Below are 14401 nucleotides of genomic sequence, written 5' to 3' on the forward strand. Positions count from 1 at the left end.
AATCATGACATTTTGACACTACCGTATGTGACAGAAAAACACTTAGTATCAAAGAGCAGTTTTTAACGCATTAACAATAGATGAGGAGGAGAGATTTTAATGACGAAAGCATCAGCTCAAAAAACTTTGCAAGATTTTTATTTCTTGTTATTTACCTTTGTATCCGGATTCTTTTACTTTTGTTTCTATCTGGTCAGCATTACATTTGCATTAGTAATGACTATTATCTTTTTGGGTATTCCCTTGTTGGCTTGGGTGCTACAAACAACTCACACGTTTGTTCAGTATGAACGTATTCAGACGAAGGTTTATACAGATGTATCGATAGAGTTATTCGAACCAAGAAAAAAAGAGGAGGGAGATAAATGGATTAAAGCGAGAGATACAATCCTTAATAATAGCAACTGGAGGGCTATTTTTTGGCTCATGCAGAAATTTTTTGTCGGAATAATGAGTCTTATATGTGCTGTTTTACTGTATGTAATGCCGCTAGTATGTATCGTTACACCCTTACTTTTTCGATATTTTAATATATACTTATTGGGCATTGCTGTGAATTCATGGGAGACAGCAATTTTTGTCATGATTGTTGGTTTCATTCTCATCTGGATACATAATCTTATTGGAAACTGCTTAGTTCGAATTATTGGAATGTACACGCGTTCCATGTTTAAAGCTATAAAGGAGTGATAATTTGTTTAAGACTTTGAAACTATGGTTCTGGTATGATTGGGCCTTACTTTGTATACGTTTTATTATTTGGCTATCATTGATATCAACGACTATCCAACAACAAGATCATTTGACAGTACCACTTTGGATCATAATTCTTTGGGAAATCGTTTCATTTTCAGTACCTTGGATTTGTTTAATGTTCAGTTATCGCTATTATTTGTTTACTGAAATAATATTATTTGGCGGAGTGTGTTTCTATTTAACTTTATTATTTCCGTCAGCGTATCTTACTTTTTTAATGCCAACTTTTATGATTGCGGCAAATAGCGCTCATAAATCTTACCGCTGGTCGGGTCCTATCACAATTATTTTGTTCCCGTTGCTCATTGCGATATTTTCCAAAGTAACAGATTTATGGGTAATCATCCTACAACTCAGTTTAGCTTTTGCTATGGGCTCTTTCTTTCGTTTACTGGCTATTAATTACCGTCAAAGTGAAACTATTCGGAACCAGAAACATGTATTGGAACAATACGTATCCCAAGTTGAGCGGATTACATTACTCGAGGAACGTGATAGGCTCTCAAAAGACTTACACGATACGATGGGGCATTCCTATACCTCAATTATTATGGGGATGGAAACATTACGTATGGAATTAAAGTCTAAAGAAGCAGAGCAACAGCTCGATTCATTATTACAATTGGCCCGTAACAGTATGGAAGAAGTAAGACTGTATTTACATCAATTGGATTTATCACAAGAATCGCTTCCCTTAGCTGTCACATTACAACAATTGACAGAGGAATTTAAGAAACATGCAAAAGTAAATGTACGTACTCGAATAATAGGGGAAGAGTATATGGCCTCCAAACAATCAAAAATGACACTATATCGGAGCTTGCAGGAATCACTAACAAATGCTGTTCGCCATGGGCATTCCACAGAAATCATTGTGTCACTTCACTTTGAACCACAACAGATAAGATTGGATGTACAGGATAATGGCTGTGGGGTCGAAGAGTGGAAGGATGGCTTTGGATTAACTGCAATGAAAGAGCGCGTGAGTCAGTCTCAGGGAAGGGTCATTGTTTATTCCAAAAAGGGGGAAGGGACGTTAATTTCATGTGTTTTACCGAAACAAGCACAACTGTCTAATGAACAAATCCGCCTGTGTATTGTCGATGATCATTCTTTTATTCGAGAAAGCCTTCATACAATTTTGGATGGACAGGAGGATTTACAAGTAGTGGGAATGGCTGAAGATGGAGCACGGGCTATGGAATTGTGTGAAAGACTAAAACCAGATGTAGTATTAATGGATTTAGAGATGCCCAATCTGGATGGAATTCATGCGACTAAAATGATTAAGGAAAAATGGCCGGGCATTCGTGTACTCATTCTGTCAACCTTTCAGAATACAGAAAGGGCAAAAGAAATCATACGAAATGGTGCGGATGGATATTTATTGAAGTCCATAGATTCGCGTGAACTAGCTGAATCAATTCGTCTAGTCTATCGAGGAGGCACGATGATTAATCATGACTTGTTCCATAGAATGTGGGAAGAAAATGAAGAAACAGGATCATTTGAATCACGATCAGATGGAAAAGAGTATGGATTAACGAAACGAGAACTAGAGATTTTGGAACTATTATCACAAGGAAGCCGTTATAAAACAATAGCTTCGAAACTTTACTTGTCAAACGGAACGGTAAGAAATTACGCCTCCAATCTCTATGAGAAGCTAGGAGTTAAAAATCGAGAAGAAGCCGTACAAAAGGCAAAAGAAACAGGATTACTTTCTTGACACTCTCACTTGAACTAGTTAGCTGAAGTCAATGGGGAACTTACAGATAATGCAGGGCATCACTACCCAATACTACATTTGAAACTACAATGAAAAATAAAGAGTTGGAAACCCCCTGCTTTTTTGTGAATATAGTCTAATATAATTTAGTTGTTTAAAACGGGTATTCGGATTTTCATATCGAAAAGGTAAAACACTATGGAATAAGATGTCGATGACTATAAAAATTGTAGACTATAACCGAAATTGGGAAAAGGTATAAGGTATAAGGGAGATGAATATTTTATTAAAACCTATCTTCACAGAGGACTGGTAAATAGTTTTCATATTCGCTAGTACATCGGTCCTAAATCTGAAAGTGAAATAGATATTTTGGTCAATAACATCTGTGATTTAGATGCTATTTCCCTCATTTCGAAAATATCTATTACGTTGCCATGAGTGGTTTTGGAATTGAAAGAGGTACTTCCGTAAAGTCGGGGATAATAACACTCACTAAATTCAAGCTCTCTATAAAGAGAAGAATTTAGAAACTAAAGAAATTAGTGTGATGGTGCTTTATTGTAGTCAAATATAAAATATGTCGTTTTGAGTTGAAGTAAAATGTGTAATCTAATTCTAAAATTTAAATTATATTGGAATGATGCAAAAGGGAATCCAAAACTGAAGTATCCAAGTAGGTCTGCGCAACCAGCCTGAAGATGGTCATCCCATTGTTGGATTTCATAATCCGATACGGAGTCCAATTGGATTCAATATGAAAAAGAGAACAGGTTAATATATTTCTAATCATTTAAAGGGAAGGGTATGTGATTGAGATGAATAATACATATAATGAAAAGACACATACATCGATTAAACAATTATTTAACAAGTTTTCGCCAAAAGCTCCTGGCTTTGCATATATTGCTAGTTTCGATAGCGGAGTAACTTATAAAGGTGCAGTTGGCTTAGCTTCTATAGAGGGGAATCTACCCATAACTACCAAAAACGTTTTTAATATTGCTTCAGTTTCTAAACAATTTACAGCATTTTCTATATTACTCTTAGAACAAGAGGGGAAATTGAATTTAGATGATTCAATTGTAAAGTTTGTCCCTTCTATAGGAGCATATGCTGAACCTGTAACATTGAGACACCTAATTCATCACACTGGTGGACTAGTTGATTATATGGAATTGGCTGAAGCAGCAAATATTAAATATACTGATACATTAACTGTGGAAGAATCGCTAGAACACCTTAAAAGTCATCAAATTGCAAGGTTCCCAGTTGGAACAAAATTTGAGTATAGCAATACAGGATATTTTTTATTATCACAAGTGATAGAGAAAGTAAGTGGCAAGTCTCTACGTCAGTTTAAAAAGGAGCGTATTTTTGACCCTTTAAATATGAGGGCCACAACAATTGTGGATTACTACCCAACTACTATATCAATTGCTAGCGGATATTCGAAGAATGAACAAGGAACATATAAAATCTATGAAAGCCCTTGGGAACATACAGGGGATGGGGCAGTTCATACAACAGTTGAAGACCTGATAAAATGGGGAGAGAATTTAACTATAGGTACCGTTGGTGGAAAAGACCTTGTTAAAAGAATGAGCGAAATAGGTCCGGAAATTTCTCCAACTGGAGAATCGATTATTGACAATGAAGATTATGCTTTTGGGCTGAGAGTTGCAGAAGGTTTTAATTGTCGATACCTGGAACATTCAGGAAGCTGGGCAGGTTATCGTTCACACTTCATGAGGTTTCCAAAAGAATATTTGTCTGTTGCGGTACTAAGTAACTATGATGAATTTGACTCTAAAAAATATGCTAATAAAATAGCAGGAATTGTTTTAGAAAAGTAAAAAATAGAGTGTAGAATACAGTATTTGGATTTGGTTTACCCCACGTGGTTTTATATTGTTTTAAATTTATCTTACACTTTCTCAAAATCCAATCAAACAAACGGAAATAACCGTAGAATCAGAATTGTATTTTTAATTTTCGGAATGATCATTACCATTGTTGCGGTAATATTACAAATCGAGTATCCCTGCATTCTCATTTAGGGGGTACTTTAAAATCTTAGCTAGATGGGCAGGGGGTAGCTTCAGAAAAATGCGGATTTACAACGTTAAGGAAATCCCAAAATAAAAAAGCCGAATTTCTCGATATTAAAATTAAGAAACTTGGCTTTTTTGCTCTGGAAAAGCGCCCTTTTATTGAATAAGAATTTTCTTCAAATCGAGACGGATTGGTATACAACACAACATTCACGAACCCTGTAGCGTGAATGTTGTGTTATATGACGTACCCGACTTCTTAGAATTACTTTCACACTGCTTTTCTGTTTCAATTTTACTGCAGCAATATATATTTCAGTAAAGGCTTTTTATAAAACGGCACGTCCTTATTTGTTACCGAGTTGTTCCGCCAAACCGATTAGAAGTCCTTCAGTTCCGCGAAGGAGGAGTTTATACTGTAAATAAGGAGACATACATGATGTGGTGAATCTTTACACCCTTATTATAGTAAGTGCTTATATATATATATATAATAATAATTCATTTTAATATGAAATATTGCATTTTTATACATTTAGACCTCTATTAGTCATCTCTTAATGGTATCATAGCGAGGTGAGAGTCTTCAAGGGTTCTCCTTAATAGGAGGAAACGATATATGGAAAGAGTGCAAGCGATTGACAGTAATCTGAAACTCAAGAGCTGGGGTAAACAGGTACTAGCTGTAGGCGGAATGTTAGGGTTCTGCTACTTGGTGTTATATGTTTTCAGTTTCTTAGTTGTTATATAAATACTATACAACTACACTAGTGGGGTCTTGCCTACAGAGGTAAGGCTCTTTTGTTGTACCTGAGGTAAGCATACTATACACAATACCTCTCAAGATTTTCGGATTACCCTGTATGGTGCCTTGTTCCTCAGATGGTACAAATATAGGTTGATGGGCATGTGGCGGTACCCCATATTATTAAAATTAAGATGGTTCAAGTCGCAGGAAGACACCTTAAGGTGTCTTTTTTTGCGCTTATAGGGGTAGAACCACATCGCTATCAAGCTAAGCTCATACAACGTCAATTATAGTAAAAGGTGTTTCTTTTTTCTAAAGGCTAGGTGTAGGGACTTGAAAGATTTGCATACGAAATAAACCCTAATGGGTTTCATTTTTTTGATTTAAGCCGCTTGATTATTAGACATGGTACAATTGTAAACGACACCTAATATATCAAAGACTGTTTTCTTCTCATACCTATGAGATTTTCGCCCGTTTTGCTGTAGGAGGTTGAACAAACGAATTAGAATCTTTGATAGCTCTTGGGTGTCTTTCTGTATAGCTTGGAAAAGAAGAAGAAAGTAATCTTTAATCATATATATGGCCTTATATTCACTCAGTTCTCGTTTCTTTTTCATAAGAAGTAATTGCCGCATTTGAAACATGGTAGAAGAACAGAGTAGAATGGCAATCAGTTGCCCATACAAATGGCATTCCAATCTTTCTCGTTTTATCTTTTTACAATGATGAATATGAAAGAATGATTTCCATGTTTTAAATATAATCTCGATTTGCCAACGTAAAGAGTACCAATCATGTACTTGTTCCATCGGGACAATATCTGTAGGGGTGTTTGTCATATATACATTGATACCACTGAGACGTTTACTACGAGGGGAATACTTCATTCCTTTCTTTTTCTCTCTTACAGCTTGATCTTGTAATCGTTTTTGTTGTTGTTCTTTTGTTAGCCGATGAATAATCACACGAGTTGGGACTTTATCCGTCATTCCTACATAAGCGTTGGATATTTCATATGTTTGTCCTGGTTGAAGAGAGTTCATTAAAACCTCCATATCTATCTGGATATACTCTGTACCTTTCTTGATTCTTCCATCTTGAAAATAATCAGGGGTGGGATTTTTTTGATAAATACGTGTATTTGATTTAATACGAGAGATATAGTAAGCCTTTTTATCTTGTATGTGTTGAAGATCTTTCAAATGAAAATACCCTAAATCTCGGATACATAAATCATTCGCTGTCACAGTTGGAACACACAGGGAAACGTAGGTTCGATCATGTTGTTTCCCTGGACCCGTATGAATATGAAGGAACTGTCCACTTAATAAATCATACTCAAGCTGAATCTTTACTCCTGCTGTATGGCTGCATCCCCCTGCACCTGGATAAACGGATGAAAAAGGATCTGGAAGTTGAAATGCAGTCGAATCTAAAATACGAATACGCTTGAAAACAGAAGTATATGGAGAAGAAATCGGCATAGATGAGGTCAATTTTTTGCTTAATAGTTCGGCTAGTAGGTGTTGTAAAAGTTGGACGGCCGCCTTATTAAATCGTTGATTCAGTCCCTCGGGACTGATGAGCACTTCTGTCGATGCTTCTAAACAGCTAGATAACTAAGTTAAAGACGTCGTAGCGACATTTTGATTCATCCATACACATAAAGCGACTAAATCTTTTGCTTGGTACTTACTGGTTCGTTGAACAAAACCAACATCTCTAGCAAAATCTCGTAAGATATTTGGGGATAAGAAGCTTTGAATTTCTTGAGCAAATAGTTGTAATTCATCAGATACAGAAATAGACATACAAAAACGCCATCCTTTCCTATGATTCTACAGAAAGCATAGCGTATTTTTTCATTTTAGGGGGTATTTTGTTTTGTTAGCTTGATAGTGATGTTGCGGTACCCCGTATAGCAAAGATTTTTCAAGAATTTGTGGATTTCATAGAAAACAAACGGAATATCAAGTAAAATATTATGTATTGTTTTATACATTTCAAAAGTTATTTTGATGATATTTTTGTAAGTGTATGAGTGGAAGTATCATCATGTATAGTATGGTTGAAATGGCACAAGAGAACTTTTTTAGTTCCTATCATTCTCTTTGATAAATGTTTGAAATACTTTTAAATATTGATATATCTAGGAGAATTTAGAGATTTCGATTGATTATATGCAATGAAAAATGAAAGTGTTATTTTTAGGTCTCTAACTATTATGATTCACATTAAAAGAAGTGCAAGGAGGAAGGTATATCTACTAAAATAGCGAGATATACTAAATTAAACATGAGTATTAGATTTAATAAAAAAGTAGTAGTATTAACAGCCGGACTAACCGTATTATCCTCACCGATGGTATCGATTGCAGAAGAACAACAATCGGTAAATAACCATCAATCCATAAGTGTTCAAGAACAAGCTGTAACTGCCCGACTTCAAGTATCAGACGAACAAGCTTTAAAAAGTATTGAAGAGAGTTTTGAAGGAGTAGACGGACGTGGTGGAGGTACTGTCGATAATAAGAAAGTGGACAGTCTTCAAAGTTCAGAAGGTATTTATGAAGAAACGGGTACATTAACGATCCCTAACAATTCAAATAGAACAAAACGTAGTCTTTCTTTCTCAGCACCTAAAGTTTCTAGTACTATAAATGGCGTTCCATTTACTGAATGGATTGTTCCAGAAGGAAACGATAATATTCGCCCTCAAAACCATATGATTCCAAAGTATATTACAATTCATGAAACTGATAATAAAAGTGTAGGCGCAGGGGCTAAAAACCACGCTCAATATTTATATAACCAAGCAGTAGGGAACACAGACCGGGCTGCATCATGGCACTTTACAGTAGATGATAAAGAGATTTATCAACACTTACCATTAAACGAGAACGGATGGCATGCAGGAGACGGGGATGGTTCAGGTAATAGAGAATCTATTGCAATTGAAATAGCAGTTAACAGCGATGGTGACTACAATAAGGCAGTGGATAACGCCAAGAAACTTGCAGCTTATTTAATGAAAGAAACAGGTGTACCATTAAATAATGTTGTAAAACACCAAAAATGGAGTGGTAAAAACTGTCCTGCTATTATGATTAATAGTGGGCAATGGGTTCCATTCGTAAGTGGCGTTGAAGGATATTATAATAAATTTTATCAACCAACAGACGATATAACAGGAGGTTGGTATGAGTCAGCTATTCGTGATTTGAATAGAAGAGGTATTATGGTAGGAGAAGGAAACGGTATTTTTGCACCTAATAGATCCGTAACAAGAGCTGAGTTTGCTCAATTAATCTCTAAGTCTCTAAGTCTCCCAGCTGGAGATGCAACGTTTAAAGACCTAAATGATGCAAATCCAACTTTACGAGATGGTATTAAGCGTACTGCAAGTGTAGGCATCATTTCTGGTAGAGGAGACGGTTATTTTGACCCTAACACACCTATTACAAGGGAAGAAGCAGCAAGCATTGTAAATAGAGCTTTACAGTATAAAGAAATAAATGGGCCATTGGCAAACTTACCATTTGCAGATAAAGATCAAATTATCTATAAAGAAGCTGTACAAAGATTATACGGCTTAGGTATTGTAAAAGGTATGGGGGATAATCTGTATGTCCCTAAAGGAACAACAACTCGTGGTGAAACAGCAGTATTCATTTTAAACATGCTTCAAGTAATTGAAACTGGTAGTGTTCAAAAAGGAATTGGTACGGCTGAAATTAATGGTATTGGGGTAAATGTTCGAAGCGGGGCAGGAGCTGACTACCTTGTTGTTAGAAAAGCAAGCAAAGGTGAAAAAGTTACAGTATACGAAGAAAAGAACGGTTGGTTAAGAATTGGTACAGATGAGTGGATTTATAATGAACCTAGTTACATCGTCTATAAGAAGGATGGAAATTAAATCATACACCCGGCATTTCATTTATTCTCAGGCAATGGAGAGCATTTTCCCCATTGCCTGTTTTTGTGTTGCAGCCTTTTTAATGGTTATATAGAGATTTGAAATGAAGTTGCATACATGTATTCAGTTATATATGATTGTCTTATAGGGATAGTACCCATGTCCATCAACCTCTACAAAAACATACTCAAGAACTATCAAAAATCTTACTTCGTTTGTTTAATTTTTTACAAAAAAACGGAAGGGAATCTCATCGATATGAGAAGAAAACAGTCTTTGATATATTGGGTGTCATGTACAATTGTTTTGTTACTTTCTACAAAAAGAATAGCGTTTTTTTCGTTGTAGGGATACTAATTTACATTAGCTTGATAGCGCCGTGGCATTGCTTTAATCTAGCCAAACAAACGATCTGGATTCTCTAGTATTTGTACACTAACAATCTGGTGAAAATAAATGATTCTGTTTTATAGGACGTGTTTACTTAATTTCCAGTAAAGTGGTTCAAGTCGGGGGAAGGCACCTTAGGGTGTCTTTTTTATTTATATTCGACAAAATACGACAAAAATATCATAACTAAGTCTGTTATGATATTCCAGGAAATCTTACATTTCAGTACTGGAGGATACATAATAATGAATAAAAAACTGTTCATATCCCTAACATGCGGCGCTTTACTATTAGGGATATCCGCTTGTGGATCTAGTGAAAAAGCTAGCCAAGCAATAGAAACGAAAGAAGAAGAGCAATCAAAACAAAAAATGAAGAAAGAGAATTTTAAAGAAGGAAAAACTGACCCTACTAGAGGTATCCGTTCTAACCCTATAGTAATTAACGAAATTGTAACAGTGGACGATGTTATTTCAAATAATAATAATGGTAAAAACCCACAAGAAATCAAAGCTAAAGTTGAAATTTCTATTCCAAAAGTAATTCGTGGAGATCAAGCTTATGAAATTCTAAAACAAACAGAGCCAGCTAATAGACCTGCTCCAGAAGGAAAAGAATGGGTACTAATTAAAGTGAAAGGTAAATTAGTAGACGCTGAGACACAAGACTTTATCTACTCGTTAGATGATTTACACTTTGAATTAGTATCGAAAGAAGATCAAGTATATGACGATCCTCAACACGCTATAACTCCTAATCCATTACCCAAAAAAATATATAAAGGCGCTGAGATAGACGGCTATATTTCAAAACTTGTTGATACTGGTGATGAATTCATGATTCGATATGAAACTTATCAACATAATTTCATATTCTTTGAATCTAAATAGTTACATAGAAATCGGTTGCCTATCAATCTAAGGGATTGTTGAATCAGTCATAGTTAAGAATAAAGCGAAATTTAGCAATAAGATACTAACTGTCTCTGTAATTAGTGAATTCATCTGTATCTGGGGTCCCGCCAACCAAATGACATATAACCCACGTTAAGACATTTTTTGGCATCTGACACCTTGATTTTTGTACGCTAAGGATTGTAACTAAACTGAACGCTTTTATTACAACATTGGTTTCAAGAAGCACTTTTATTGTGCATTTTTTATAATACAAAAAACACCATGAAAAAAGGGGAACAACTATGTATACAAAAGTCCAAACAGAACAGGAAAAAGTGATTTTTAACCGGATTTGGGAAGAGTGTTGGAATGAAAAAGGGTATGAATTAGAATATTTTCAAGGAACCGACCAATTTATCTTTTGGAAAGATGGTCAAGCCATTGGATGTGTAGAAATACAATATAAAAAATGAGGTATTTCCATTTTCTAAATGCGAACAGCTGAAAGGTCAATTGGAAACGGTCATGGAAGTTGATAAATTGTCAATTCTAAAAGAATTTCGAGGCAAAGGAATGTTAGAGAATATCCTCTTCTTCTTAACAGAATATATGACGGAAAAAGAATTGATGTATTTTACAACATTACTTGAACCAAAATTATATTTAACATTAAAGCGTTTTTTTCGTCTTCCTGTCGAAAAAGTAGGAAAAACGTTTCATTATAAGGGTGATGATGTCGTTCCAACTATTACAGATGTACATAAAACGATTCAAAGACAAGAAAAAATGAAGTGGTATAAAGAAATGAAAGAATGTAATTTAAAAGGTTTGCTGAAGGGCTAGTACATAAACTTAGGTTGATGGGCATGTGGCGGGACCCCTATCTAGAAAAAACAACAAGAATTGAGGAAAACTATGAAAAGAATCATTTTCACTATTATCACCGCAATGTTTATTTTATCGGGTTGTGGTGGGCCAGAGTATACCCCTGAGAATTTAGATGGTATTGTCTCCGGAATATCAAAGGATAAAGAGATTAAAAACCATCTAAAATCCGTAACATACAAAGAAACAGAAAAATCAGATCAAAATGCTGAAAATCCATATTATTATTATGACATCGTAGCTTCACTTAATGATTCATTTGATAGCTTACAACCTAAAGAACAATATGAATACTTAGCTTCTATAGGAAAAATCATCAAAAAACAGAGCGGAACACCGCAAGGTAATGATCGTGAAGGAGAGTTATTCTGTGGTAAAGGCGTAAGATGTGAATTGGGTAATGTAGTTTTAAAAACTGATAAACACGAATACTATGCAAACTATAATCTTCCTGATTTAACTGGGGATTGGCTTCACTTAGATGATAAAGACAAAAGTGCTGATGAGAAGAATATTATTTACGATGCAAGTGCTAAAGATGGAAAATATATCAAACCTGATACAATTAATAAACCTGCAAGCAGTAGCCCATCACCTTCAACTAGTACTTCTTCATCAGCTAATGAAGAAGTAGAAAAGATTAAAAGCGCCACTGGTAGAGATTGGGTTGAATTATCATTTGATGATAAATTTATATATGTTCAAACCGTAATTGAATCAATGAAATCTGCAGGTAGATCAGTAACAGCCGACGCATATTGGTTTATTGATGCATTAAACGCCTACTATGGCGGTGGAGAAGAATCCAATGCAACAGATAAAATAATTGATATTATGGCAATGACCGGAGTTTCTGGTGGTGTAATCAAGTAAATTAATAATAATGCACTCGAAAGGGTGCTTTTATTTTATTATCGTACATAAATAAATTTAGGGGTGATGTATGTGAAGAAGGGGTTTATTGGGATATTATTGGCTGCTACATGTCTTATATTCACTGGCTGTTCAGCAGATATGAAAGTTGTAGAAGAAGATGCTACGGAGAAATTACAAGATAGCAAGTTGTTTCCGTATATTGAAGAGGCTAGTTACAAAGAAGGTGGTAAAAAGGAAGATAGAACTTCAGTAAACATTAATATAAATGTAGATGAACGATTCTCTGATTTAGAAACAATGGAAAAATATGAAGTGATGCAAGATGCTGTTAATAAGCTAGATGGATCTTCAAGCCTAATTAAATGTGGGAATGACAACCGTTGCATTTATGACAATCTCCATATTTCTGATGGCAATGACCAATACACAATGGATGTTTTTTATAAAGAATTAGTAATTAATGATAATAAAAAATACACTAAGTCAGATTATAATTCTGATATGAATCAAATAAAGAAAAAAGAAGAACCTGTTAATACTACTACGAATTCCAACTCAGTTCCTTCTTCATCTGCAGGACAAGGAGCACCATCTACATATGATCCTAAAAAGGATTCGGCTAACTATGATGCTAACTGTAATTATAAACCCGTTGACCAGATGAAACCTGAAGAAATCAAAAAAGAACTAGAGGGAATGCTGGAAGATTCTTCAAAAAGATAGTTTGAACAAAATATAAATTTGATTCATACTTCTCAATGAACAACATAACTTAACATGGTAAAATAATATTTGGACGGTATTCCAATACATATTATTAAAATTAAAGTGGTTCAAGTCGGAGGAAGGCAGCTTAGGGTGTCTTTTCTTTATGCATTAAAAAGGTATCGACAGCATTCCATAGAAAAAACCACGCTAAGAGCATACAAGATTTTATACAGTTTTTCGGCTAATCCAGTAACAAATGAGAACCCGAAACCTCACACTATGATAGGAATGTATAAAAAATTGCATAGATTGATAAAAAGAAAAAAAGGCGAATCCCTTATGGAAGTAAGGGATTCGCCTTTTTCTTTGCTACCGATAATGAGACGTTATGTTAACCTAGCGTGTATATGGTATTCAAAATAGATTTCTAATTTTCCTTTTCCATCCATGATACAATTTATTAAATAATTTACTTGTTATACCTTGGAATATAGAAGGAGTTAAATCTGAATGAAAAAGGTTTTAGAACGTGAGGAATTTGTTGATATAGGTGGTTTTCAATTATATACAAAAATATTTGGAAGTGATAAAGGAACTCCAACCGTAGTAATGGACGCAGGTTATGGTGATTACTCTAAAGCTTGGAATGAAATAGTATCACAAATTGCAGAATTCACAAAAGTTCTGGTCTATGATAGAGCTGGTTTAGGAAAGAGTGATTCTAGTCCGAACAATAGAGTTAGTTCTGAGATGGTAAAAGAGCTAAGAACATTACTAAAAAAATTACAATTAACGCCTCCTTATATTTTTGTGGGGCATTCCTTTGGTGGATTAAATGTTCGTTTATACGCATCTTTATATCCAAGCGAGGTAGCAGGGCTAATACTTGTGGATTCAACCCCAGAGGACTACAGAGAACGATTTCTTCCCATCATGCCTTCAGATTTCCAAGAAGCTTATAATAAACAATTTATTTATGAAGGTACATACGATCAATTTATGAAGAGTCTAGAAGAAGTACGATTACACAGAAAAACACTTATAGATACAAACGTTATTATTCTTTCTGCAGGAAAAAAGGCTTTTTATTCCACTGATGCACAAAACTTATGGTTGCATATGCAAAAGGAATTATTGGATTTATCAACTAATAGTTCCTTAGATATAGCACCTAACAGTGGACACTATATCCAAAAGGATGAGCCACAATATGTAATAAATGCGGTCAAAAAGGTTCTTCAGATCTTATAATTAACTTCCGAGTTCGATAATTATGTAAATGAGCTGTCCATATGGGCAGCTTATTGTATTTTTTGCTTAGTATGGTTCTCTCCGAAATGCTGACGGTACCCCATGCCCATCAAGTTAAAATCTCATACCACCCCCCAGAACGAAAATTTTCTTCGTTTTGGGGAACTACCAATTTCTTAGCTTGATGGCG

Annotated in this window: 10 protein-coding genes and 1 pseudogene; 10 read left to right on the forward strand and 1 reads right to left on the reverse strand. The window is 35.0% G+C overall.

The window, feature by feature from the left end; genetic code table 11:
• Positions 1-99 precede the first annotated feature (99 nt).
• The 3 genes from MHB76_RS05150 (at position 100) to MHB76_RS05160 (ending at position 4341) form a co-directional block, all read left to right on the forward strand.
• Positions 100-690 (forward strand): sensor domain-containing protein, encoded by a 591-nt coding sequence (locus MHB76_RS05150; protein ID WP_016103951.1) that lies wholly within the window; start codon positions 100-102, stop codon positions 688-690.
• Positions 691-694: 4 nt separating this feature from the next.
• Positions 695-2485: a helix-turn-helix transcriptional regulator gene (locus MHB76_RS05155; protein WP_078174809.1), complete on the forward strand. Its 1791-nt coding sequence runs from the start codon at positions 695-697 to the stop codon at positions 2483-2485.
• An 818-nt stretch (positions 2486-3303) separates the two neighbouring features.
• The gene (locus MHB76_RS05160; RefSeq protein WP_078174830.1) at positions 3304-4341 is read left to right on the forward strand and encodes a serine hydrolase domain-containing protein; all 1038 of its coding nucleotides are present in this window, start codon (positions 3304-3306) and stop codon (positions 4339-4341) included.
• Positions 4342-5670: 1329 nt separating this feature from the next.
• Here the strand turns inward: MHB76_RS05160 and MHB76_RS05165 are convergent.
• Positions 5671-7101 (reverse strand): annotated as a pseudogene (locus tag MHB76_RS05165) (IS4 family transposase).
• 484 nt (positions 7102-7585) lie between these two features.
• Here MHB76_RS05165 and MHB76_RS05170 point away from each other — a divergent pair.
• The 7 genes from MHB76_RS05170 to MHB76_RS05205 all read left to right on the forward strand — a co-directional run bounded on the left by MHB76_RS05170 (position 7586) and on the right by MHB76_RS05205 (position 14211).
• A complete protein-coding gene (locus MHB76_RS05170; protein ID WP_078174808.1) occupies positions 7586-9205 on the forward strand; it encodes an S-layer homology domain-containing protein in 1620 nt (539 codons plus the stop codon).
• 635 nt (positions 9206-9840) lie between these two features.
• Positions 9841-10485: a hypothetical protein gene (locus tag MHB76_RS05180; RefSeq protein ID WP_078174806.1), complete on the forward strand. Its 645-nt coding sequence runs from the start codon at positions 9841-9843 to the stop codon at positions 10483-10485.
• A gap of 308 nt (positions 10486-10793) precedes the next feature.
• The gene (locus MHB76_RS05185; protein ID WP_176108033.1) at positions 10794-10964 is read left to right on the forward strand and encodes a hypothetical protein; all 171 of its coding nucleotides are present in this window, start codon (positions 10794-10796) and stop codon (positions 10962-10964) included.
• 100 nt (positions 10965-11064) lie between these two features.
• Positions 11065-11334 (forward strand): hypothetical protein, encoded by a 270-nt coding sequence (locus MHB76_RS05190; RefSeq protein ID WP_139358344.1) that lies wholly within the window; start codon positions 11065-11067, stop codon positions 11332-11334.
• A gap of 72 nt (positions 11335-11406) precedes the next feature.
• Complete coding sequence (locus MHB76_RS05195; RefSeq protein ID WP_078174804.1) at positions 11407-12249, forward strand: membrane lipoprotein lipid attachment site-containing protein; 843 nt, start codon at positions 11407-11409, stop codon at positions 12247-12249.
• 66 nt (positions 12250-12315) lie between these two features.
• A complete protein-coding gene (locus tag MHB76_RS05200) occupies positions 12316-12975 on the forward strand; it encodes a hypothetical protein (RefSeq protein WP_340985880.1) in 660 nt (219 codons plus the stop codon).
• A 495-nt stretch (positions 12976-13470) separates the two neighbouring features.
• Positions 13471-14211 (forward strand): alpha/beta fold hydrolase, encoded by a 741-nt coding sequence (locus MHB76_RS05205; RefSeq protein ID WP_340985881.1) that lies wholly within the window; start codon positions 13471-13473, stop codon positions 14209-14211.
• Positions 14212-14401 lie beyond the last annotated feature (190 nt).

It is taken from the genome of Bacillus sp. FSL M7-1345, from assembly GCF_038006985.1.
Taxonomy (GTDB): Bacteria; Bacillota; Bacilli; order Bacillales; family Bacillaceae_G; genus Bacillus_A; species Bacillus_A cereus_U.